The following is a 21,514-nucleotide window of genomic DNA, read 5'->3' as shown; positions in this document are numbered from 1 at the left end:
TTTGCAAACTGCTCGACCATTCGCTCTAAAGCTGTAAATACGTGGCGAGAAATGAACCCGTCGTCCACGCGGCGAAACTGCCACACAATCCACCCAACAGTTGAGTGGAAAATTGTCTGCGGCCCGCCGTAATCCAATGCCATATACCAAAACCAATACCCATGGACGACATGATCAACAGGGTCCAGGGCATGATGTCCGGGTGAAGGAACGGCAACGACAATGCAGCTTGAAACAGTGTCAGCACCACGGTGCCCACGATCAGGCCACTGATGGCGCACGCAAAGAAGACGAAGGGTTTAGACCAGTTTCTATTTTCGTGCTCTACCCATAACCACATCAGGAAACTTGCGCTGACGAACACCATCTTTTCCATTCAATCCTGTCCTTTTTCGGCGTACTCCTGCAGCCAGTGGTTGGCAAGATACCAAAATAGTAGCCACGCGCTACTACTCTCATTCGCGTAAAGGATCAGGTCCGGGTTTATTTGAAAAACAGTTAATGGCAGATATAAAAAAGCCCCGAAAAACTCGGGGCTCATTTCAAGGATCGCTTAAACCTAAGCCTCCCAGCCCGCCCCGCTGACCGCCGCCTGCGCCAGCGGGTGCAAGTCGGCCCCATGATGCTCCGTCTGCCAGGCTAGCAATTCCTTGCGCATGCCGGGCGTCCAGTACATTTGCAGATGATTACGTACGCCGAGCACCGCCTGTTTCTGGTCCGGTTCACTGGCGAAGTATTGGGCGATCTGGTTGACCATTTTGATCAGGTTGTCAGTGCTCATCGGCGCACCTCGGCTTTGCCATCACGTGCATGGCGGCGGTCTTTAAGCAGACGGTCCTGTTCGTCGCTGAAGGCCTGATAGCGTTTTTGCCATTCGGAAGGGTGGTAGACGCGACTGACTTCCACGGCGGTGACCTTGTACTCCGGACAGTTGGTGGCCCAGTCGGAGTTGTCGGTGGTGATCACGTTGGCCCCCGATTCCGGGAAGTGGAAGGTGGTGTACACCACGCCTGGGGCGACCCGTTCGGTGACCCGCGCGCGCAGGACAGTTTGGCCGGCGCGGCTGCCGATGCCGACCCAGTCACCTTCGTTGATGCCACGGCTCTCCGCGTCGGTCGGGTGGATTTCCAGGCGGTCTTCGTCGTGCCAGGCGACGTTCTCGGTACGCCGGGTCTGGGCGCCGACGTTGTACTGGCTGAGGATGCGCCCGGTGGTCAGCAGAAGAGGGTAGCGATTGTTGACCTTTTCCTCGGTGGGCACATAACCGGTGAGCATGAAACGGCCTTTGCCGCGCACGAATTCTTCGATGTGCATGGTCGGCGTGCCGTCCGGTGCCGCCGCGTTGCACGGCCATTGCAGGCTGCCGTGGCGATCCAGGGAGGCGTAGCTGACGTTGGTGAAGGTTGGCGTCAGGCTGGCGATTTCATCCATGATGTCTGACGGGTGCTTGTAGCTCATCGGGTAACCCAGCGCGTTGGCCAGGGCCACCGTGCCTTCCCAGTCGGCCTTGCCGCCCAGCGGTTCCATGACTTTGCGCACGCGCGAAATGCGTCGCTCGGCGTTGGTGAAGGTGCCGTCTTTTTCCAGGAACGAGCTGCCCGGCAGGAACACGTGGGCGAACTTGGCGGTTTCGTTGAGGAAAATATCCTGCACCACGATGCATTCCATGGCCGACAGCGCCGCGGTCACGTGTTGGGTATTAGGGTCGCTCTGGGCAATGTCTTCGCCCTGGCAATACAGGCCCTTAAAGCTGCCGCTAAGGGCGGCCTCGAACATGTTGGGAATGCGCAGGCCCGGATCGGGTTGCAGGGTCACGTTCCAGGCCTGTTCGAACTGCGCCCGAACCACCTCGTTGGAGATGTGCCGGTAGCCGGGTAACTCGTGGGGGAAGGAGCCCATGTCGCAGGAGCCCTGAACGTTGTTCTGCCCACGCAGCGGGTTCACGCCCACGCCTTCGCGGCCGATGTTGCCCGTGGCCATGGCCAGGTTGGCGATGCCCATGACCGCCGTGCTGCCCTGGCTGTGCTCGGTGACGCCCAGGCCGTAGTAGATCGCTGCGTTGCCGCCGGTGGCATACAAACGGGCGGCGGCACGGATGTCGGCCGGGGCTACGCCGCAGATCTCGCCAAGGACTTCCGGCGAGTTTTCCGCGCGGCTGACCAACTCGCTCCAGCGGGCAAAATCGCTGCCCTCGCAACGGGCGTCGATAAAGGCCTGGTCAAGCAGACCCTCGGTGACGATGACGTGGGCCAGGGCGTTAAGCATGGCGACGTTGGTGCCCGGGCGCAGGGCCAAGTGCAGTTCGGCGCGGGCATGCGCCGAGTCCACCAGATCAATCCGTCGTGGGTCGATAACGATCAGCCGCGCGCCTTCACGCAGGCGCCGTTTAAGTTGGGATGCGAACACCGGGTGCGCGTCGCTGGGGTTGGCGCCCATCACCAGAATCACGTCGGCCTGCATCACCGAGTCGAAGCTCTGAGTGCCGGCCGATTCGCCCAGGGTTTGTTTCAGGCCATAGCCGGTCGGCGAGTGGCAGACCCGCGCGCAGGTGTCGACGTTGTTGTTGCCGAACGCGGCACGCACCAGTTTTTGCACCAGGTAGGTTTCTTCGTTGGTGCAGCGGCTGGAGGTGATGCCACCAATCGAATCGCGGCCGTACTTTTGCTGCAACCGGCGGAATTCGCTGGCGGCGTAGGTCACCGCTTCGTCCCAGCTGACTTCCTGCCACGGGTCGTTGATGTGTTTGCGGATCATCGGTTTGGTGATGCGATCCGGGTGGGTGGCGTAGCCCCAGGCAAAGCGACCTTTGACGCAGGAATGGCCGTGGTTGGCCTGACCGTTTTTGTCGGGAACCATGCGCACCAGCTTGTCGCCTTTCATCTCGGCGCGGAACGAGCAGCCCACCCCGCAATAGGCACAAGTGGTGATCACGCTGCGTTCGGGCTGGCCGAGTTCGACTACGCTTTTTTCCATCAGGGTCGCGGTCGGGCAGGCCTGCACACAGGCGCCGCAGGACACGCATTCCGAGTCGAGGAAGTTATCGCCACCGGCGGCCGCAACCCGGGATTCAAACCCGCGCCCGGTGATGGTCAGGGCAAACGTACCCTGGGTTTCTTCGCAGGCGCGCACGCAGCGGTTGCAGACGATGCACTTGCTCGGGTCGTAGTCGAAGTAAGGGTTGGACGTGTCCTTGACGTCGGCCAGATGGTTCTCACCTTCGTAGCCGTAACGCACCTCCCGCAGGCCGACCTGGCCAGCGACGGTTTGTAGTTCGCAATTGCCGTTGGCCGAGCAGGTCAGACAGTCCAGCGGGTGATCGGAGATGTATAGCTCCATGACATTGCGGCGCAGAGTGGCAAGCTTCGGCGTCTGCGTGTGGACGCTCATGCCTTCGCTGACCGGCGTGGTGCAGGACGCCGGGTAGCCGCGCATGCCATCGATCTCCACCAGGCACATGCGGCAGGAGCCGAAGGCTTCCAGGCTGTCGGTGGCACACAGTTTCGGAATGGTTGTGCCCAGCAACGCGGCGGCGCGCATCACCGAAGTACCTTCGGGCACGCTGATGCTGCGGCCGTCGATGTTCAGCGTCACCTGCACGTCGCTTTCGCGAGCCGGAGTGCCCAGGTCGATATCGGTGTTCGGGTCGAAGAGAGTGATCATTGGTCGGCCTCCGAAGATTGCAGACCGAAGTCGGCGGGGAAGTACTTGAGGGCGCTGACGACCGGAAACGGGGCCATGCCGCCCAACGCGCACAGCGAACCGTATTGCATCGTGTCGCACAGGTCCTTGAGGATGATCACTTGCTCATCGCGAGCGCTCTGGTCAGGCGCAGCCAGCAGTCGGTCGATCACCTCCACGCCGCGGGTCGAGCCGATTCGGCATGGGGTGCATTTGCCACAGGATTCCTCGGCGCAGAACTGCAAGGCGAAGCGCGCCATGTGGGCCATGTCCAAGGTGTCGTCCGCCACCACCACACCACCGTGACCGAGCATCGCACCGATGCCGGCGAACGCTTCGTAATCCAGCGGTGTGTCGAAGTGCACCGGTGGCACCCAGGCGCCGAGAGGACCGCCAACCTGCGCGGCCTTCAGCGGCCGGCCACTGGCGGTGCCGCCGCCGTAACCTTCCACCAGTTCCCGTAAGGTCAGGCCAAAGGCCCGTTCCACCAGGCCGCCGTGACGAATATTGCCTGCCAACTGGAAAGGCATCGTGCCCAGGGAACGGCCCATGCCGTAATCGCGATAGAACTGCGCGCCCTTGGCCAGAATCAGCGGCACCGAGGCCAGCGTCAGCACGTTGTGCACCAGGGTTGGCAAACCGAACAAACCCTTCAGAGCCGGGATCGGCGGCTTGGCGCGGACAATCCCGCGCTTGCCTTCGAGGGAGTCCAGCAGCGCGGTTTCTTCACCGCAGATATAGGCGCCGGCCCCGACCCGTACTTCCATATCGAAAGCCAGGCCGCTGCCGCCGACATTGGCGCCGAGGTAACCGTTGGCCCGGGCGATATCCAGCGCCTCGCGCAGGGTCGCCACGGCCTGTGGATATTCCGAGCGCACATAGATGTAGCCGTAACTGGCGCCGACGGTGATGCCGGCAATGGCCATGCCTTCGATCAGCAGGAAAGGATCGCCTTCCATCAGCATGCGATCGGCGAAAGTGCCGGAGTCGCCTTCGTCGGCGTTGCACACAATGTATTTCTGCGCAGCCTGGGTGGCGCGCACCGTGCGCCACTTGATCCCGGCTGGGAACGCTGCGCCGCCACGGCCGCGTAGGCCTGAGTCGAATACCTCCGTCGCGGTCTGCTCGCCACCGATGGCGACGGCCCTTGTTAAACCCTCGAAACCGCCGTGGGTTCGGTAATCGTCCAGGGACAGCGGCCGGGTAATACCGGCGCGTGCGAACAGCAGGCGTTGTTGGGTCTTCAGATAAGGCAGCTCTTCCACCAAGCCCAAGGCCAGCGGATGGGCGGACGGCTCGCCTTTCAGGGCATCAAGCACCGAAGGCACATCGGCAGCGGTCAGCGGGCCGAAGCCGATCCGACCTTGCGGGGTGTCGACTTCCAGCAGCGGTTCCAGCCAATACAGGCCACGGGAACTGGTGCGTTGCAGGTCCAGACTGGCAAGGGCCAGCGCCACCTCATCAGCACCCACGGCGCGGGCAAGAGAATCACAGGATAGATAGAGGCTCATACGTCCTCCCGGCAAGCATCAAGCAGCGCATCCAGACGCTCGGCACTTAGCCGCGCATGCACCTGACCATCCAGCTCCAGAGCGGGCGAACAGGCACAAGCGCCAAGGCAATAAACCGGCCGCAAACTGATATTGCCGTCGGCACTGCTGCCGTGGTCGTCCAGTTGCAGACGTTCGCGCAACTGCGCCGCTAGCTGCTCGGCACCGCGACTCTTGCAGGACTCAGCCCGGCACAGACGCAGGATATGCCGGGCCGGCGGCGCGGTGCGGAAGTCATGGTAAAAGCTGATCACCCCACGAATCTCCGCCTGACTCTGGTTAAGGGCGTGGGCAATCTCGGGGATGGCGGCATCGGGGATATAACCGATGCCCGCCTGAATCTCATGAAGAATCGGCAACAGTGCGCCAGCGGAGCCTTTGTGGCGCTCCAGCAAGCTGTGAAGCATAGGCAATTGCAACATCTCATCAGGCATACAGCATTCCTCACGGTCACGGACAAACCAGGCGGTTGTCGGTTGTCCGAAAGTGTCGGCTGCGGCGTTCACACCACGTCACGGTATCGTGGCATTTTCAGGCCGTTGGCCAGGCACCCTGATTGGGCATCTTGTTGGGCCCGGCGCGGTCTTTGCCGCACCTGTTCAGGGCATAAATTGAAGCTTGCCACGCTGGCATTGATTCAACTGTACAAAAGCGACGTGCTTGGTTCTTTCCACGACCACCCGTTAAGTCTAGAAGAGCACTGCCGAAGGCGCGCACTGTCTGAAATGATTTGTGGCACAAGCGCCGCACATCCGCCCACTACAGTGTGCAGGAATGGGTCTGTCCCCCTTTGCTGTAAGTGGACGGCAAGACGGCAAAATAGTAGCGTCGCGCCACTTTCTTCATCTACGTAACGGACTACACATGCTCACTGTCGCTCCAGCCTCGCGCCTGTTCTGCGCGATCACTTTCACCGTCGTGATGACCCCAGCACTTGCCGACTGGGACTGGCAAGAATCCCCGGAATACGCCTGGAAGACTTACCTCTCCGATTGCCAGCAATTACAGCGATCAGTGACCGATGTGCAGAACGGGAGCAAGACGGCCAAGGATGTCTTGCCTTCTATCGAGAGTTATCTGCGAACCATTACCGTACATCGCAAGAACCTCGCCCAGCCAAGCCTCGGCACCCCCGATTACGCCCGCTGTGAAAGCGTCATCCCCCAAGTGAAAGACATAGCGGCCAAGGGCAGTGCAGAAAACGACGAGGCGCTGGATCAGCATTTTCGGCAAGCCCAGACCGATCACCTGAACTCCCCGGAATACAAGCGCGCTCGCTCGCTGGGCTTCAGCGACGTCGGCGAAATCGGGGCTCTCGACCAGCACGCTGAATTGGATGGCGAAGCGAATCTGAAGACCTTGATGATCAAAGTCGATGCTGGCTGCGGCAGCCATTTCCGCGCCGCGCAATACGTCAAACCCTATGTGATCTACATCGCTCATCGTTGGGATGGCAACTGCGCCGTCAATAGGCGCGTCGCAGTGCTGGGCGGTGAAACGGTGGAGCGAGGCGACAATATTGATGAGGACGGGATTTTTCAGTACGTGGGGTGGAAGACATTGAACGGAGCGGATGGATTTCCCATCGACATTCGAGTCGTAAAGGCGCTGAAGTAACCCGCAGGAATTTTTCTTCAAAGGAAGGATGGACAGATGATCGACTTCAACAACAAGGGCTTCTTCAAACTCAAGCAAAACGAAGAATACGCCCAACGCGTTACCGACCTTTTGCTCGACGGCGAACACGTCATCGACGCCTACAAATCCATGCGCGACGGCGTCGTGTTCACCAACAAACGCATCATCGCCGTCATCGTCCAGGGCATCACCGGCAGCAAAAAAGACTTCACCTCGTTGCCGTACAAAAACATCGTCGCGTACTCAGTGGAAACCTCCGGCACGTTCGACCTGGATTCCGAACTGGAGATCTACTTCTCGTCGCTAGGCAAAGTGAAATTCGAATTCACCGGCAGAACATCAATGGTAGAAATCTCAAAACTGATCTCCCAACACGTCCTCTGACCCAAACACGAAAAAGCCCCGAAAACTCGGGGCTCCAACTGGCTAAACACAATCCAAAATGTGGGAGCGGGCTTGCTCGCGAAAGCGCCAGATCAGCCAACACCAAAACCAACTGACACAACCCCATCGCAAGCAACCCCATCCCCCAGCCGCTATTCCTCAGCCTTCTCCGCCGCCCGCTTAGACGACACCGTCGAAGCCCGCCCCCGCATCAACACCTTCACCGCATCATCAACCACCGCCTTACCCATCGACGTCAAATAATGCGCAGCCCAGGCGTGAGTGTCCGTGTCCCTGTTGTAGGCAGCCTCTTTAGTGAGCGCTTTGGCCAGAAACAGAAAGTCAGAAGCCATGGACAACGCGTCGCCGAGCGGCACATCGCGGGTTACGTGGAATAGCGCGCGGTCTGAGCAGTAGAGGGCGGGGGTTAGGCCGATGGTTTTGAGTTCGGGTTGATCGGTCATTGGGCATCTCCGGTGGTGGAGAGGCTGTGGGGCAGGGTGGAAGCGTTACGCGATTGGGAATTGCGTAGAGGGGAAAGCCAGATTTTGTACGGATTGATGCTGCGCATTGCAAAAGCTCCTTAATTTGAAGAGCCGCCACAATTCGTTACCAAGCGAATGGGTGGCAGCTGTGCGCAGGTTGGTAAACCGGGAAATCAAGGAAACCGGCACGTCCGAAGACGTCCCACGCACAGCCGCCATAACGCAGATCGCAGGCGAAAAAAGCGCCTGCGAACGCATGGCACTGTTGCGCAGTGATTTACCTCGGGTTACCAAGCCCGGTCGCTGAATTGGCAGCGACGGTGGGAGGGTATCGTGTAGACCCTGTAGCTGCAACCTTCACTTTTAGTGCAACTCATTGGAAATAGTGTTGTTGACCCAGTGTTGGCGTTTGTTCGTCTGATCTGGCGACATCGTGAGCTCATCAGACCATGGGCCGAAGTACTCGGTGAGCTTGTTTGGGGGGCGGACTCATTGGTAAACGAAGAGACTATGAAGACATCCGTCCGCGGAAGAAATGACTCTTTCGCTAGGGTAATGTTGGGCACAAGATCGATCCATGGATTGCTCTCAGCCCCTCTAGGGGCTGTCAGAAAGTCACTGCCTTATATAGGTTCTCAAGGCCCGGTAAGCTCAAAAACATCGATGGAGTTGCGTTTTTAACCACTCCTTGAGCATTAATTTTCTGAGTTGTATGAATCAATACGCACGCGCGCTTGGGAGCGAATTCTGTGGGCAGTGCTATTCACCCGTAACGGATATGGGCGATCAGGGGCGACAGCTATCGGCGTTCGCGCTTTTTTAGGTCGCCCGGCTTCATTCATTGAATGTCTTTCAGATAATCTTTGAGCGCAATGACCGGCGCTTCAAGCTGCTCCATCGTCCGCGCATTACCAAAATCATCAGCCAACCGACGCAGCTCCCGCCCAAGCGGCATCTCAACACCCCCTATAGCCTCCAGCGCCAAACCAACACAATGCATCACCCGAAACTGAATCCCCTCAACATCCCCCCGCCGCACCAACAACCCAAAAACCTCCCGCTCATAATCACTCATGATCGGATCATCCCGCAGAATCGGGCTTTCCCCCTCCCGCTCGTAAGCCAGCTTGAGGGCGAATAGGGCAACGGTTTCCAGTGGCAATTCCATTGTGTGAATCCTTGATTCGTTAGCCGGGAGGTTTCGGGTTGTGGCGTTGAAAAGCAAGATCAAAAGATCGCAGCCTTCGGCAGCTCCTACGCGACAGCGGTGAGTTGGCTCACTTTTCTACAGGCGAAAAAAGGCCTTGCAAAGCAAGACCTTTCTTAATTTTGGTGCCCCGAGGGAGACTCGAACTCCCACTTCTTGCGAAAACGGATTTTGAATCCGCCGCGTCTACCAATTCCGCCATCAGGGCTTAATGGCCGCGGAGTATAGAGATGAGATTACCGTTGGTCAATCAGGTACATAGAGAATTTTCACTATTTCGGCTAGACTCCCGGCCCCTGCTAGACGAACTCCATCATGCGCGTTGCTGACTTTACTTTCGAACTCCCTGATTCGCTGATCGCTCGCCACCCTTTGGCCGAGCGTCGCAACAGTCGCCTGTTGACCCTGGATGGGGTCAGCGGCGCCCTGGCACACCGTCAATTCACTGATTTGCTCGAGCATTTGCGCCCGGGCGATTTGATGGTGTTCAACAATACCCGGGTGATTCCGGCGCGGCTGTTTGGCCAGAAGGCTTCCGGCGGCAAGCTGGAAATTCTGGTGGAGCGGGTGCTCGACAGTCATCGCGTGCTGGCCCATGTGCGGTCCAGCAAGTCGCCCAAGCCCGGTACGAAGATCCTGATCGACGGCGGCGGCGAGGCAGAAATGCTGGCGCGGCACGATACGTTGTTCGAGTTGGGCTTCACCGAAGAGGTGTTGCCGCTGCTCGATCGTGTCGGGCACATGCCGTTGCCACCTTATATAGATCGCCCGGATGAAGGCTCGGACCGCGAGCGTTATCAGACCGTGTACGCCGAGCGCCTGGGCGCAGTGGCGGCGCCGACGGCGGGGCTGCATTTCGATCAGCCGTTGCTGGAGGCGATTGCGGCCCACGGGCGTCGAGACGGCGTTCGTGACCTTGCACGTCGGTGCGGGGACGTTCCAGCCTGTGCGCGTTGAGAAGCTTGAAGACCACCACATGCATAGCGAATGGCTGGAAGTCGGCCAGGACGTGGTGGATGCCGTCGCTGCCTGCCGTGCTCGCGGTGGTCGGGTGGTGGCGGTGGGGACCACCAGCGTGCGTTCCCTGGAAAGCGCCGCCCGCGATGGCGTGCTCAAGCCGTTCAGTGGCGACACTGACATCTTTATCTACCCGGGCCGGCCGTTTCATGTGGTCGATGCTCTGGTCACCAACTTCCATTTGCCTGAATCCACGCTGTTGATGCTGGTTTCGGCGTTCGCCGGTTATCCCGAAGCCATGGCTGCCTATAAAGCAGCGGTGGAGCATGGTTACCGCTTTTTCAGCTACGGTGATGCGATGTTTATCACCCGTAATCCTGCGCCGACTGCCCCTAAAGAATCGGGCCCTGAGGAAACTGTATGAGTCGTATGTCGTTTGAACTGCTGGCCACTGACGGCAAGGCTCGTCGCGGTCGTTTGACCTTCCCGCGCGGTACCGTCGAGACCCCGGCCTTCATGCCGGTGGGCACGTATGGCACCGTGAAGGGCATGTTGCCGCGGGATATCACCGCCACTGGCGCAGAAATCATTCTGGGCAACACCTTCCACTTGTGGCTGCGTCCTGGCACCGAAGTGATCAAGAAGCACGGCGACCTGCACGATTTCATGCAGTGGAAAGGCCCGATTCTTACAGACTCCGGCGGTTTTCAGGTGTTCAGCCTGGGCGCGATGCGCAAGATCAAGGAGGAGGGCGTGACCTTCGCCTCTCCGGTTGATGGCGCCAAAGTGTTCATGGGCCCGGAAGAGTCGATGCAGGTCCAGCGTGACCTGGGCTCCGACATCGTGATGATTTTCGACGAATGCACCCCGTACCCGGCTGACGAAGACGTTGCCCGTGTGTCCATGGAGCTCTCGCTGCGCTGGGCCCAGCGTTCGAAAAACGCCCATGGCGACAACACGGCGGCGCTGTTCGGCATCGTTCAGGGCGGCATGCACCAGGACCTGCGCATGCGCTCCCTGGAAGGCCTCGACAAGATCGGCTTTGATGGCCTGGCCATTGGCGGCCTGTCGGTGGGCGAGCCCAAGCACGAAATGATCAAGGTGCTGGATTACCTGCCGGGCATGATGCCGGCTGACAAACCTCGTTACCTTATGGGCGTTGGCAAACCGGAAGATCTGGTTGAGGGTGTGCGCCGCGGTGTGGACATGTTCGATTGCGTGATGCCAACCCGTAATGCCCGCAACGGGCATCTGTTCATTGATACAGGCGTGCTGAAGATCCGTAACGCGTTCCATCGCCATGATGATACGCCGCTGGATCCGACCTGCGATTGCTACACCTGCCAGAACTTCTCCCGTGCTTATCTGCACCATCTGGACAAGTGCGGCGAAATGCTGGGTAGCATGTTGAATACCATCCACAATTTGCGCCATTACCAGGTGCTTATGGCTGGTTTGCGCGAGGCTATTCAACAGGGTACATTGGCCGCCTTTGTCGATGCCTTCTACGCCAAACGCGGGCTACCTGTTCCGCCTTTGGACTGAGTTTTCTGACCCCAAGATTCAACATTTGCAACTGGAGTGCTAAATGAGCTTTTTTATCTCTAATGCCATGGCCGATGGTGCTGCACCCGCAGCTGCAGGCCCAATGGGCGGCGGCTTTGAGTGGATTTTCCTGGTCGGCTTCCTGGTCATCTTCTACCTGATGATCTGGCGTCCACAGGCCAAGCGCGCCAAAGAGCAGAAGAACCTGCTGGGTAGCCTGCAAAAAGGCGACGAAGTTGTGACCACCGGTGGTATCGCCGGCAAGATCACTAAAGTGGCTGATGATTTCGTGGTTCTGGAAGTTTCCGACACCGTGGAAATGAAGTTCCAGAAAGGCGCCATCGCCGCCACGCTGCCAAAAGGCACGCTAAAAGCGATCTAAGTTTCAACTTCTACTCAATCGACGGGGCGCGCAAGGCGCCCCGCGTCATAAGCGGGCGGCGTGATGCTGAACAAATACCCTCTGTGGAAATACATTCTGATCCTGGCGGTGCTGGCGGTCGGTCTGATTTATTCCGCTCCCAATCTTTATCCTGATGACCCGGCCATTCAGGTCAGCGGTGCAAGTACTGCACTGTTGGTCAATCAGGCTGATCTGGACCGTGTGAGCACTGCGCTCAAAGAGTCCGGGATCAACGTCAAGGCAGCCACGCTGTCGGCGAACGGCAAGGGCGGCCTGATCCGTCTGACCAAGGCTGAAGACCAGCTGCCGGCCAAAGACGTAGTGCGCAAGGCATTGGGTGATGACTACGTCGTTGCACTGAACCTGGCACAAACCACCCCGCAATGGCTGCGCAGCCTCGGCGCGCACCCGATGAAGCTGGGTCTGGACTTGTCCGGTGGTGTGCACTTCCTGCTGGAAGTGGATATGGACAAAGCCCTCGACGCCCGCCTGAAAGTCTACGAAGGCGACGTCAAGAGCCTGTTGCGTAAAGAGAAACTGCGCTATCGCAGCCTGCCGCAACTCAATGGTGCCATTCAGCTGGGCTTCACTGATGAAGCAACCCGCGAACAGGCCCGTGCGCTGGTCCGCAAGAGCTTCAACGATTTCGACATTGTTCCGGCCGATCTCAATGGTCAACCGGTGCTGCGTCTGGCGATGACCCCGGCCAAGCTGGCGGAAATCCGTGAATACTCCATCAAGCAGAACTTGACCACGGTACGTAACCGCGTCAACGAACTGGGTGTTGCCGAACCGATTGTTCAGCGTCAGGGTGCCAACCGCATCGTGGTTGAGCTGCCGGGCGTGCAGGACACCGCAGAAGCCAAGCGTATCCTCGGCAAGACGGCCAACCTCGAGTTTCGTCTGGCTGCTGAGCCAGGTGCTTCGAAAGCCACTTCCGAAACCTTCGAGTTCCGTGAAGGCAAGCGTCCGCCGGCACAGATCGAGCGTGGCCTGATCATCACCGGTGACCAGGTAACTGACGCCAAGGCTGGCTTCGGCGAGCACGGCACGCCAGAAGTGAACATCCGTCTGGATGGTCATGGTGGCGAGCTGATGAGTCGTGCGACTCGCAGCAACGTCGGTCGCAGCATGGCGGTGATCTTCATCGAACAGCGTCCTGTCACCACCTACACCAAGCAATTGGTTGATGGTGTCGAGAAAGACGTCGCGGTTCAAACGTTCAAAGAAGAGAAGAAGATCATCAGCCTGGCGACCATCCAGTCGCCACTGGGTGCTCAGTTCCGTATTACTGGCCTGAACGGTCAGGGCGAGTCGTCCGAACTGGCGCTGCTGTTGCGTGCCGGTGGTCTGGCTGCACCAATGTACTTCGCTGAAGAGCGCACCATTGGCCCGAGCCTGGGTGCTGACAACATCACCAAGGGTATCGATGCATCGCTGTGGGGCATGCTGTTTGTCTCGCTGTTCATCATCGCCATTTACCGTTTCTTCGGCATCATCGCCACCGTCGCTCTGGGCGTGAACATGGTGCTGCTGCTGGCCTTGATGTCGCTGCTGGGTGCAACGCTGACCCTGCCGGGTATCGCCGGTATCGTGCTGACCATGGGTATGGCGGTCGACGCCAACGTACTGATTTTCTCGCGTATTCGTGAAGAGATCGCGGCAGGCATGACGGTACAACGGGCAATCAACGAAGGCTTCGGCCGGGCATTCACCGCGATTCTCGACGCCAACCTGACAACATTGTTGGTCGGCGGGATTCTCTTTGCGATGGGCACCGGTCCCGTCAAAGGCTTCGCAGTGACCATGTCCCTCGGGATCTTTACCTCGATGTTCACGGCCATCATGGTGACCCGCGCGATGGTCAACCTGATCTTCGGCGGTCGGGACTTCAAGAAGTTGTGGATTTAAGGGGCTGCCATGTTACGTACAATCAACTTCATGGGCGTTCGCAACTTCGCGTTCGGCGTCACATTGTTCCTTACGGCGCTGGCCATTTTCAGCGTCGTCCACAAGGGCATGAACTGGGGGCTGGATTTCACCGGTGGTACGCTCATTGAGCTGACCTACGAGCATCCAGCCGATGTCACCAAGGTGCGTGAGCAACTGACTTCGGCGGGTTACCACGAAGCCATCGTTCAGAGCTTTGGTGCGACCACCGATCTGCTCGTGCGTATGCCGGGTGAAGACCCGCAACTGGGTCACCAGGTGGCCGATGCCTTGAAAAAGGTCGGCGGCGATAACCCGGCCGAGGTCAAGCGTGTCGAGTTCGTCGGCCCGCAGGTAGGTGAAGAGCTGCGCGACCAGGGCGGCCTCGGCATGCTGATGGCGCTGGGCGGCATCCTGATCTACCTGGCTTTCCGCTTTCAGTGGAAGTTCGCGGTCGGCGCCATTGTTTCGCTGATCCACGACGTGATCGTGACCGTCGGTATCCTGTCGTTCTTCCAGATCACCTTCGATTTGACGGTCCTGGCGGCGGTGCTGGCGATTATCGGGTACTCGCTCAACGACACCATCGTGGTATTCGACCGGGTTCGTGAGAACTTCCGTGTACTGCGCAAGGCCAGCCTGATCGAGAACATCAACATCTCGACCACGCAAACCCTGCTGCGGACCATGGCGACGTCGATCTCCACCTTGCTGGCGATCTCGGCGCTGTTGTTCTTCGGTGGCGACAACCTGTTCGGCTTCTCGATCGCCCTGTTCATCGGTGTTCTGGCGGGTACCTACTCGTCGATCTACATCGCGAACGTGGTGCTGATCTGGCTGAACCTGAACAGCGAGGATTTGATTCCTCCTGCGGCTACCGAGAAGGAAATCGACGACCGTCCATAACGGCCATCGTTTTTCCAGCTGTTAGCCAAAAAAGGCGCGAGTTGAACTCGCGCCTTTTTTTATGCTCCAAGGCTGGGAGAAGCGCGGGCAATGACCCGCATGTGATGGTCAGGAGGTTCATGTGAACAAGTCGTTACTGGTTGGTGCGGTATTGGGTGCTGTCGGTGTGACTGCCGGGGGTGCTGTTGCCACCTACAGCCTGGTAAAAAGCGGCCCTGAGTATGCGCAAGTTCTGGCGGTTGAGCCGGTCAAGACACAGATCAAGACTCCACGTGAAGTGTGCAAGGACGTTGCAGTGACTCGGCAAGCGCCAGTCAAGGATCAGCATCAGATCATGGGCACAGTGCTCGGTGCGGTCGGTGGTGGTCTGTTGGGCAATATGGTTGGTGGCGGTAATGGCAAGAAGCTTGCCACCGTTGCGGGCGCTGTTGGCGGCGGATATGCCGGTAACAAGGTTCAGGAAGGCATGCAGAACCGTGATACCTACACCACGACCCAGACTCGGTGTAATACGGTGAACGACATCAGCGACAAGGTTGTCGGCTACGACGTCCGTTACTCGCTGGACGGCAAGGAAGGCAAAGTGCGGATGGATCGCGATCCGGGCAACCAGATTCCGGTCGATAAAGAAGGCAAGCTGGTTTTGTCGCAGAACGAACCGGCTCAGTGATGAGCTGATTGCCAGAATCAAAAAGAAGCACCTGAAAGGGTGCTTTTTTGTGCCCGCTATTTTCGCAGCGCCACTAACCCCTGTGGGGGCGGGCTTGCTCGCGAATGCGGTGTATCAGTCGACATGGATGTTGAATGACAGACTGCATTCGCGAGCAAGCCCGCTCCCACATTGGGTTTTGTGGTGGTCTTGAAGGCAAATTCCAGGCATAAAAAAGCACCCCGAAGGGTGCTTTTTGTAGCGCTCGCTTAGCGTTTCAGCGAAGCCGGCAGGTGAGGCTGGATGGCCGTCAGAACTGCTTTGAAGCATTTGGTGTTGCCAGCAACGACGTGGCCTTTTTCAAGGAAGTCGTGACCGCCGGTGAAGTCGCTCACCAAGCCGCCGGCTTCCTGGATCAGCAGGGCGCCTGCAGCCATGTCCCACTCGGACAAGCCCGACTCCCAGAATGCGTCGAAACGACCGGCAGCCACGTAGGCCAGGTCCAGGCTAGCCGAGCCGGCGCGACGGATGCCGGCGGTCTGGCCAACCAGGGCGCGGAACATGCCCAGGTAGTTGTCGAGGTTGTCCATCTGGTCGTCACGGAACGGGAAGCCGGTACCCAGCAGGGCGCCGTCGAGGCTGGTGCGACCGCTGACGCGAAGGCGACGACCGTTCAGTTGAGCGCCGCGACCACGGCTGGCAGTGAATTCTTCCTGGCGAACCGGGTCCAGAACAACAGCGTGTTCCAGGCGACCGCGGTATTTGCAGGCGATGCTGACAGCGAAGTGAGGAATGCCGCGCAGGAAGTTGGTGGTGCCGTCCAGCGGATCGATGATCCACAGGTATTCTTCGCCTTCGCCGCTACCTGGGTGCATACCGGTTTCTTCACCGAGAATGCCATGGGTAGGGTAGGCCTTGCGCAGCGCGTCGATGATTTTCTGTTCGGCGGCGCGATCCACCTCGGATACGTAATCCTTGGCGTCTTTTTCGTCGACCTTGATGGTATCCAGGCGCTCGATGGAGCGGAAGATCAATTCACTGGCGCTGCGGGCGGCGCGCAGCGCGATATTCAGCATGGGCTGCATGGATGTGTCACCTAAGGTTGTTAAAGAAAGCCGGGCATTCTATCAGAAAGTTTCTACAGGTGAAGGTCGGTGTTCGCTTTCATAGCTTAACGGTAGGTTGAGCTGTAAGATTCGGCTCCCTAATTTAGTGTTCGAGATCGCCTCCCGTGCTGCAAAACATTCGTGTCGTCCTGGTCAATACCAGCCATCCCGGCAATATCGGCGGGGCTGCGCGTGCCATGAAGAACATGGGCCTGTCGCGGCTGGTGCTGGTCGAACCGCGGTTGTTCCCGCATCACGAGGCCGATGCTCGTGCCTCCGGTGCCGGTGACATCCTTGAAAACGCGCAAGTCGTCGCCACCTTGGAAGATGCCTTGGTCGGTTGCAATCTGGTGCTCGGCACCAGTGCTCGTGACCGCCGCATTCCCTGGCCGCTGCTCGATCCCCGCGAATGCGGTGTGAAAGTGGTCGAGGAGGCTGCGCAGGGTGCCGAGATTGCCTTGGTCTTTGGTCGTGAAGATTCCGGCCTGACCAATGAAGAGCTGCAGCGATGTCATTATCACGTGCACATCCCATCAGACCCTGAGTTCAGCTCGCTGAACCTTGGGGCGGCGGTGCAGGTGTTGAGTTATGAAGTGCGCATGTCCTGGCTCGCAGCCGCGGGTCAGCCGAGCAAGGTCGAGAAGGATGAAGTGGCGTCCACCAAGAGTGGTGAATTGGCGACCATGGATGAGCTGGAGCGATTCTATGAGCACCTGGAGCAAACCCTGGTGGCCATTGAATTTCTCGATCCGGAAAAGCCGCGACACTTGATGGCGCGCCTGCGTCGGTTGTACGGACGAAGCTCGGTCAGCCGGGCGGAAATGAATATATTGCGTGGCATCCTCACGGAAACCCAGAAAGCGGCCCGTGGTGAGCTTCTTAAGCGGAAGGATTGAAAAATGTTTGAGCGTTTGCGTGAAGATATCCAGAGTGTTTTCCACCGTGATCCGGCAGCGCGTAACGCTTTTGAAGTCCTGACTTGCTACCCCGGCATGCATGCCATCTGGATTCATCGCCTGTCGTCAGCCCTATGGGGCATGGGCTGGAAGTGGCTGGCGCGTCTGGTCTCGAATTTTGGCCGATGGTTGACCGGGATTGAGATTCATCCGGGCGCCAAGGTCGGTCGTCGTTTCTTTATTGACCATGGCATGGGCATTGTCATCGGTGAGACCGCCGAAATCGGCAACGACGTCACCCTTTATCAGGGTGTGACCCTCGGTGGCACCAGTTGGAACAAGGGCAAGCGTCACCCGACCCTCGAAGACGGGGTTGTGGTGGGGGCGGGCGCCAAGGTGCTCGGGCCATTCACGGTCGGCGCCGGGGCCAAGGTCGGTTCCAATGCCGTGGTGACCAAGGCTGTTCCGCCGGGTGCGACGGTCGTCGGGATTCCAGGGCGGATCATCGTCAAGTCCGATGAAGAGCAAGATGCCAAGCGCAAGGCAATGGCCGAGAAGATCGGCTTCGATGCTTATGGCGTCGGTGAAGACATGCCGGACCCGGTGGCGCGTGCCATTGGTCAGTTGCTGGATCACCTGCAGGCGGTCGATGGTCGTCTGGAGGGGATGTGCGGTGCCTTGAAGGATCTGGGCAGTAATTACTGCGCCAAGGATTTGCCTGAACTGCGTGAAGAAGACTTCGCCTGCGTAAAAGGCAAAGACGAAACCAAGGCCGGCTGATGCCTGTGGAGCTGCCGAAGGCTGCGATCTTTTGACTTTGCTTTTCAAAGGCGAAGATCAAAAGATCGCAGCCTTCGGCAGCTCCTACGTAGGTCGTGATCAGGCAATGGCACGGCGCTGACCGGTGTGCCATTAGGCTGCAGACCCTGATATGATGCGCGCGCTCTTTTGCGGGTAAACCTGACTAAAGTACTAGGTCTTATAGTTGACTTAAATACTCGGGAATTGCATACTCGCCCCATTCCGAACTCCGTGGTAATTGTCCATGAGACTGACTACAAAAGGCCGATACGCCGTGACCGCCATGCTTGACCTGGCGTTGCATGCGCAGCACGGGCCGGTGTCCCTGGCCGATATCTCCGAGCGCCAAGGCATCTCCCTGTCCTACCTTGAACAGCTTTTCGCCAAATTGCGTCGTAGCAATCTGGTCTCCAGTGTTCGTGGTCCGGGCGGTGGCTACCAACTGTCCCGCGACATGCAGGGCATCCAGGTCGCCCAAGTGATCGATGCGGTAAACGAATCGGTCGATGCAACCAAATGCCAGGGCCAAGGTGATTGCCATTCCGGCGATACCTGCCTGACCCACCACTTGTGGTGCGATCTGAGCCTGCAGATTCACGAATTTCTGAGCGGTATCAGCTTGGCTGACCTTGTAACTCGCCGTGAGGTGCAAGAAGTAGCCCAGCGTCAGGATCAGCGCCGTTGCAATGGCAAGGCGCCACGCCTGGACAAGATTGAAGCGTCCGCCGTCGAATGACAGCCAAAGAGCAAGCGGCACGCCAGCCAGCCTGATTTAGGAGATAGTCCATGAAATTGCCGATTTACCTTGATTACTCTGCGACCACCCCGGTTGATCCGCGTGTCGCGCAAAAGATGAGTGAATGCCTGCTGGTCGACGGAAACTTCGGTAACCCGGCGTCCCGTTCCCATGTGTTCGGCTGGAAAGCTGAAGAGTCCGTCGAAAACGCCCGTCGTCAGGTCGCAGATCTGGTCAACGCCGACCCGCGTGAAATCGTCTGGACCTCTGGTGCCACCGAATCCGACAACCTGGCAATCAAGGGTGCGGCGCATTTCTATGCGACCAAAGGCAAACACCTGATCACCACCAAGATTGAGCACAAGGCTGTCCTCGACACCATGCGCCAACTGGAGCGTGAAGGCTTCGAAGTGACCTACCTCGAGCCTCAGACTGATGGTCTGGTAACGCCTGCAATGATCGAAGCAGCACTGCGTGACGACACCATCCTGGTTTCGGTCATGCACGTGAACAACGAAATCGGCACCATCAACGACATCGCAGCCATCGGCGAACTGACCCGCTCCAAGGGCATTCTGTTCCACGTTGACGCGGCTCAGTCCACCGGCAAGGTTGATATCGACCTGTCGAAGCTGAAAGTCGACATGATGTCGTTCTCTGCCCACAAAACCTACGGCCCTAAAGGCATCGGCGCGCTGTACGTCAGCCGCAAGCCGCGTGTTCGCATCGAAGCGACCATGCATGGCGGCGGTCACGAACGTGGCATGCGTTCCGGCACCCTGGCGACTCACCAGATCGTCGGCATGGGTGAAGCCTTCCGTGTAGCCAAGGAAGACATGGCTGCCGAGAACGTGCGCATCAAAGCCCTGAGCGACCGCTTCTTCAAGCAGGTCGAAGGCCTGGAAGAGCTGTACATCAACGGCAGCATGACCGCCCGCGTACCGCACAACCTGAACCTGAGCTTCAACTACGTTGAAGGCGAGTCGCTGATCATGGCCCTCAAGGATCTGGCGGTTTCGTCCGGTTCGGCCTGCACCTCGGCCTCCCTTGAGCCTTCGTACGTACTGCGCGCCCTGGGCCGCAACGACGAACTGGCACACAGCTCGATTCGCTTCACCTTCGGCCGTTTCACCACCGAAGAAGAAATCGACTACGCCGCGCAGAAAGTCTGCGAGGCCGTTACCAAGCTGCGCACTTTGTCGCCGCTGTGGGACATGTACAAAGACGGTGTCGACATTTCGAAAATCGAGTGGGCGGCACACTGATTTCAAGTCGCCGCAAACCGGCCCTGCAATACTTAAGTGTGCAGGGCTCAAGAGCGACTCTCTGATGAGTGAGGATTAAGAATCATGGCTTACAGCGAAAAGGTCATCGACCACTACGAGAACCCGCGCAACGTCGGCAAGATGGACGCGGAAGACCCGGATGTCGGCACTGGCATGGTCGGCGCTCCGGCGTGCGGCGACGTGATGCGTCTGCAGATCAAGGTTAACGAGCAAGGCATCATCGAAGACGCCAAGTTCAAGACCTATGGTTGCGGTTCCGCTATCGCGTCCAGCTCCCTGGCCACCGAGTGGATGAAAGGCAAGACTCTGGATGAAGCAGAGACCATCAAGAACACTCAGCTGGCTGAAGAACTGGCCCTGCCGCCAGTGAAAATTCACTGCTCCGTACTTGCTGAAGACGCTATCAAAGCGGCCGTTCGCGACTACAAGCAGAAGAAAGGCTTGATCTGACTTTCAAGTATTGGCGACGAGTAAGGAGTCACCGATGGCTATCAGCATGACAGAAGCGGCAGCTCAACACGTGCGACGCTCCCTCAACGGGCGCGGCAAAGGTGAAGGGATTCGTCTGGGTGTTCGCACCACAGGCTGTTCCGGCCTTGCCTACGTGCTGGAGTTCGTCGACGAGGTGGTTGCAGAGGATCAGGTGTTCGAAAGTCACGGCGAGAAAGTGATCATCGACCCGAAAAGCCTGGCATACCTGGACGGCACCGAGCTCGATTTCGTCAAGGAAGGGTTGAACGAAGGCTTCAAGTTCAACAATCCCAACGTACGCGGTGAATGTGGCTGCGGCGAAAGCTTCAACATCTGAGGCTGCGCGTGGGTATTCCTTGTCATTACGCTTTATTTGAACTGCAGCCGAGCTTCCGTCTGGATCTCGAACAGTTGGCCACGCGCTATCGTGAGTTGGCGCGCGGTGTTCATCCGGACCGCTTTGCCGACGCTCCCGAGCGCGAGCAGCGGCTGGCGCTCGAGCAATCCGCGAACCTCAACGAGGCTTACCAGACGCTCAAAAGCCCCCGAAACGCGCGCGTTATCTGCTCGCCATGGGTGGTCGCGAGTTGCCGCTGGAGGTCACGGTGCATGATCCGGAGTTTCTTCTGCAACAGATGCAATGGCGCGAAGAGCTCGAAGACCTGCAAGACAGCGCCGACCTGGCCGGCATTGCCGTGTTTAAGCGCCGCTTGAAGGTTGCACAGGATGAACTGAACGAAAGCTTCGCAGCCTGTTGGGATGATGCAGCGCAACGTGAACAGGCCGAACGCCTGATGCGGCGTATGCAGTTCCTCGACAAGCTCACCTACGAAGTGCGCCAGTTAGAAGAGCGCCTCGACGATTAACCCAGTGCCGCTCCGGTCGCA

Annotated in this window: 21 protein-coding genes, 1 tRNA gene and 2 pseudogenes; 15 read left to right on the top strand and 9 right to left on the bottom strand. The window is 58.6% G+C overall.

All coding sequences use genetic code 11. The features are described from left to right. Positions 1 to 25: 25 nt before the first annotated feature. From RHM58_RS02370 to RHM58_RS02350, 5 genes are all read right to left on the bottom strand, one after another. A complete protein-coding gene (locus RHM58_RS02370) occupies positions 26 to 376 on the bottom strand; it encodes a hypothetical protein (RefSeq protein WP_322269577.1) in 351 nt (116 codons plus the stop codon). 183 nt (positions 377 to 559) lie between these two features. Continuing rightward, positions 560 to 781, bottom strand: coding sequence for a formate dehydrogenase subunit delta (locus RHM58_RS02365; protein WP_322269576.1), 222 nt, complete (start codon positions 779 to 781; stop codon positions 560 to 562). After that, a complete protein-coding gene (gene fdhF / locus RHM58_RS02360; protein ID WP_322269575.1) occupies positions 778 to 3,660 on the bottom strand; it encodes a formate dehydrogenase subunit alpha in 2,883 nt (960 codons plus the stop codon). The genes RHM58_RS02365 and fdhF overlap by 4 nt, the downstream gene beginning before the upstream one ends. Further along, positions 3,657 to 5,189: a formate dehydrogenase beta subunit gene (locus tag RHM58_RS02355; RefSeq protein WP_322269574.1), complete on the bottom strand. Its 1,533-nt coding sequence runs from the start codon at positions 5,187 to 5,189 to the stop codon at positions 3,657 to 3,659. Before RHM58_RS02355 ends, fdhF begins: the two co-directional genes overlap by 4 nt. Beyond that, on the bottom strand, positions 5,186 to 5,662 hold the full coding sequence (locus RHM58_RS02350) for a formate dehydrogenase subunit gamma (protein WP_322269572.1): 477 nt from the start codon (positions 5,660 to 5,662) through the stop codon (positions 5,186 to 5,188). Before RHM58_RS02350 ends, RHM58_RS02355 begins: the two co-directional genes overlap by 4 nt. A 430-nt stretch (positions 5,663 to 6,092) precedes the next feature. On the opposite strand from RHM58_RS02350, the gene RHM58_RS02345 reads away from it, so the two are divergent. Together RHM58_RS02345 and RHM58_RS02340 are read left to right on the top strand one after the other, a co-directional pair. Further along, the gene (locus RHM58_RS02345) at positions 6,093 to 6,845 is read left to right on the top strand and encodes a hypothetical protein (RefSeq protein ID WP_322269571.1); all 753 of its coding nucleotides are present in this window, start codon (positions 6,093 to 6,095) and stop codon (positions 6,843 to 6,845) included. 36 nt (positions 6,846 to 6,881) lie between these two features. Beyond that, a complete protein-coding gene (locus RHM58_RS02340; RefSeq protein ID WP_322269569.1) occupies positions 6,882 to 7,250 on the top strand; it encodes a PH domain-containing protein in 369 nt (122 codons plus the stop codon). 152 nt (positions 7,251 to 7,402) lie between these two features. Here RHM58_RS02340 and RHM58_RS02335 read toward each other — a convergent pair whose 3' ends face one another. From RHM58_RS02335 to RHM58_RS02325, 3 genes are all read right to left on the bottom strand, one after another. After that, on the bottom strand, positions 7,403 to 7,714 hold the full coding sequence (locus tag RHM58_RS02335; protein ID WP_322269568.1) for a DUF3077 domain-containing protein: 312 nt from the start codon (positions 7,712 to 7,714) through the stop codon (positions 7,403 to 7,405). 859 nt (positions 7,715 to 8,573) lie between these two features. Further along, complete coding sequence (locus tag RHM58_RS02330) at positions 8,574 to 8,903, bottom strand: hypothetical protein (protein ID WP_322269566.1); 330 nt, start codon at positions 8,901 to 8,903, stop codon at positions 8,574 to 8,576. 162 nt (positions 8,904 to 9,065) lie between these two features. Then, positions 9,066 to 9,150: transfer RNA gene (locus RHM58_RS02325), tRNA-Leu, on the bottom strand. Positions 9,151 to 9,257: 107 nt separating this feature from the next. On the opposite strand from RHM58_RS02325, the pseudogene queA reads away from it, so the two are divergent. The 6 genes and pseudogenes from queA to RHM58_RS02295 all read left to right on the top strand — a co-directional run bounded on the left by queA (position 9,258) and on the right by RHM58_RS02295 (position 15,352). After that, positions 9,258 to 10,323, top strand: a pseudogene (queA, locus tag RHM58_RS02320) (tRNA preQ1(34) S-adenosylmethionine ribosyltransferase-isomerase QueA). A 5-nt stretch (positions 10,324 to 10,328) separates the two neighbouring features. Then, on the top strand, positions 10,329 to 11,444 hold the full coding sequence (gene tgt / locus RHM58_RS02315; RefSeq protein ID WP_201206781.1) for a tRNA guanosine(34) transglycosylase Tgt: 1,116 nt from the start codon (positions 10,329 to 10,331) through the stop codon (positions 11,442 to 11,444). 43 nt (positions 11,445 to 11,487) lie between these two features. Next, positions 11,488 to 11,826: a preprotein translocase subunit YajC gene (gene yajC / locus RHM58_RS02310; protein WP_201193698.1), complete on the top strand. Its 339-nt coding sequence runs from the start codon at positions 11,488 to 11,490 to the stop codon at positions 11,824 to 11,826. A gap of 63 nt (positions 11,827 to 11,889) precedes the next feature. Next, complete coding sequence (gene secD, locus RHM58_RS02305) at positions 11,890 to 13,758, top strand: protein translocase subunit SecD (RefSeq protein ID WP_201206465.1); 1,869 nt, start codon at positions 11,890 to 11,892, stop codon at positions 13,756 to 13,758. Between the two features lie 9 nt (positions 13,759 to 13,767). After that, positions 13,768 to 14,682: a protein translocase subunit SecF gene (gene secF / locus RHM58_RS02300; protein ID WP_201206463.1), complete on the top strand. Its 915-nt coding sequence runs from the start codon at positions 13,768 to 13,770 to the stop codon at positions 14,680 to 14,682. A 121-nt stretch (positions 14,683 to 14,803) separates the two neighbouring features. Further along, positions 14,804 to 15,352, top strand: coding sequence for a glycine zipper 2TM domain-containing protein (locus RHM58_RS02295; RefSeq protein ID WP_201193704.1), 549 nt, complete (start codon positions 14,804 to 14,806; stop codon positions 15,350 to 15,352). 248 nt (positions 15,353 to 15,600) lie between these two features. On the opposite strand, the gene suhB is transcribed toward RHM58_RS02295, so the two are convergent. Continuing rightward, complete coding sequence (gene suhB, locus RHM58_RS02290) at positions 15,601 to 16,416, bottom strand: inositol-phosphate phosphatase (protein WP_008147729.1); 816 nt, start codon at positions 16,414 to 16,416, stop codon at positions 15,601 to 15,603. Positions 16,417 to 16,562: 146 nt separating this feature from the next. Here suhB and trmJ point away from each other — a divergent pair, with 146 nt between their 5' ends. The 7 genes and pseudogenes from trmJ (at position 16,563) to hscB (ending at position 21,493) form a co-directional block, all read left to right on the top strand. Further along, entirely contained in the window at positions 16,563 to 17,333 is a 771-nt protein-coding gene (trmJ, locus tag RHM58_RS02285) for a tRNA (cytosine(32)/uridine(32)-2'-O)-methyltransferase TrmJ (RefSeq protein ID WP_201206458.1), read from the top strand. 3 nt (positions 17,334 to 17,336) lie between these two features. Continuing rightward, positions 17,337 to 18,113, top strand: coding sequence for a serine O-acetyltransferase (gene cysE, locus RHM58_RS02280; protein WP_149658082.1), 777 nt, complete (start codon positions 17,337 to 17,339; stop codon positions 18,111 to 18,113). A gap of 265 nt (positions 18,114 to 18,378) precedes the next feature. Beyond that, a complete protein-coding gene (gene iscR / locus RHM58_RS02275; RefSeq protein ID WP_007956690.1) occupies positions 18,379 to 18,870 on the top strand; it encodes a Fe-S cluster assembly transcriptional regulator IscR in 492 nt (163 codons plus the stop codon). A gap of 50 nt (positions 18,871 to 18,920) precedes the next feature. Beyond that, complete coding sequence (locus RHM58_RS02270) at positions 18,921 to 20,135, top strand: IscS subfamily cysteine desulfurase (RefSeq protein ID WP_059403380.1); 1,215 nt, start codon at positions 18,921 to 18,923, stop codon at positions 20,133 to 20,135. Between the two features lie 84 nt (positions 20,136 to 20,219). Then, a complete protein-coding gene (iscU, locus tag RHM58_RS02265; protein ID WP_003443374.1) occupies positions 20,220 to 20,606 on the top strand; it encodes a Fe-S cluster assembly scaffold IscU in 387 nt (128 codons plus the stop codon). Positions 20,607 to 20,640: 34 nt separating this feature from the next. Continuing rightward, on the top strand, positions 20,641 to 20,964 hold the full coding sequence (gene iscA / locus RHM58_RS02260; protein WP_007903589.1) for an iron-sulfur cluster assembly protein IscA: 324 nt from the start codon (positions 20,641 to 20,643) through the stop codon (positions 20,962 to 20,964). An 8-nt stretch (positions 20,965 to 20,972) separates the two neighbouring features. After that, positions 20,973 to 21,493, top strand: a pseudogene (hscB, locus tag RHM58_RS02255) (co-chaperone HscB). Positions 21,494 to 21,514: the final 21 nt, after the last annotated feature.

Origin of the sequence: Pseudomonas sp. 10S4, from assembly GCF_034344865.1 — a bacterium.
In the GTDB taxonomy this organism is placed as follows: domain Bacteria; phylum Pseudomonadota; class Gammaproteobacteria; order Pseudomonadales; family Pseudomonadaceae; genus Aquipseudomonas.
Note: the sequence above shows the minus strand (reverse complement) of the source record. Positions and strands in the feature narration are given on the sequence as shown.

Excerpts from the sequence above, each read along its gene's own strand:
- yajC (WP_201193698.1), top strand. The coding sequence starts at position 11,488 with ATGAGCTTTTTTATCTCTAATGCCATGGCCGATGGTGCTGCACCCGCA.
- RHM58_RS02330 (WP_322269566.1), bottom strand. The coding sequence starts at position 8,903 with ATGGAATTGCCACTGGAAACCGTTGCCCTATTCGCCCTCAAGCTGGCT.
- iscU (WP_003443374.1), top strand. The coding sequence starts at position 20,220 with ATGGCTTACAGCGAAAAGGTCATCGACCACTACGAGAACCCGCGCAAC.
- RHM58_RS02340 (WP_322269569.1), top strand. The coding sequence starts at position 6,882 with ATGATCGACTTCAACAACAAGGGCTTCTTCAAACTCAAGCAAAACGAA.
- iscR (WP_007956690.1), top strand. The coding sequence starts at position 18,379 with ATGAGACTGACTACAAAAGGCCGATACGCCGTGACCGCCATGCTTGAC.
- RHM58_RS02355 (WP_322269574.1), bottom strand. The coding sequence starts at position 5,189 with ATGAGCCTCTATCTATCCTGTGATTCTCTTGCCCGCGCCGTGGGTGCT.
- RHM58_RS02345 (WP_322269571.1), top strand. The coding sequence starts at position 6,093 with ATGCTCACTGTCGCTCCAGCCTCGCGCCTGTTCTGCGCGATCACTTTC.
- cysE (WP_149658082.1), top strand. The coding sequence starts at position 17,337 with ATGTTTGAGCGTTTGCGTGAAGATATCCAGAGTGTTTTCCACCGTGAT.
- suhB (WP_008147729.1), bottom strand. The coding sequence starts at position 16,416 with ATGCAGCCCATGCTGAATATCGCGCTGCGCGCCGCCCGCAGCGCCAGT.
- secD (WP_201206465.1), top strand. The coding sequence starts at position 11,890 with ATGCTGAACAAATACCCTCTGTGGAAATACATTCTGATCCTGGCGGTG.
- tgt (WP_201206781.1), top strand. The coding sequence starts at position 10,329 with ATGTCGTTTGAACTGCTGGCCACTGACGGCAAGGCTCGTCGCGGTCGT.
- RHM58_RS02270 (WP_059403380.1), top strand. The coding sequence starts at position 18,921 with ATGAAATTGCCGATTTACCTTGATTACTCTGCGACCACCCCGGTTGAT.
- RHM58_RS02370 (WP_322269577.1), bottom strand. The coding sequence starts at position 376 with ATGGAAAAGATGGTGTTCGTCAGCGCAAGTTTCCTGATGTGGTTATGG.
- secF (WP_201206463.1), top strand. The coding sequence starts at position 13,768 with ATGTTACGTACAATCAACTTCATGGGCGTTCGCAACTTCGCGTTCGGC.
- RHM58_RS02365 (WP_322269576.1), bottom strand. The coding sequence starts at position 781 with ATGAGCACTGACAACCTGATCAAAATGGTCAACCAGATCGCCCAATAC.
- RHM58_RS02335 (WP_322269568.1), bottom strand. The coding sequence starts at position 7,714 with ATGACCGATCAACCCGAACTCAAAACCATCGGCCTAACCCCCGCCCTC.
- fdhF (WP_322269575.1), bottom strand. The coding sequence starts at position 3,660 with ATGATCACTCTCTTCGACCCGAACACCGATATCGACCTGGGCACTCCG.
- iscA (WP_007903589.1), top strand. The coding sequence starts at position 20,641 with ATGGCTATCAGCATGACAGAAGCGGCAGCTCAACACGTGCGACGCTCC.
- RHM58_RS02350 (WP_322269572.1), bottom strand. The coding sequence starts at position 5,662 with ATGCCTGATGAGATGTTGCAATTGCCTATGCTTCACAGCTTGCTGGAG.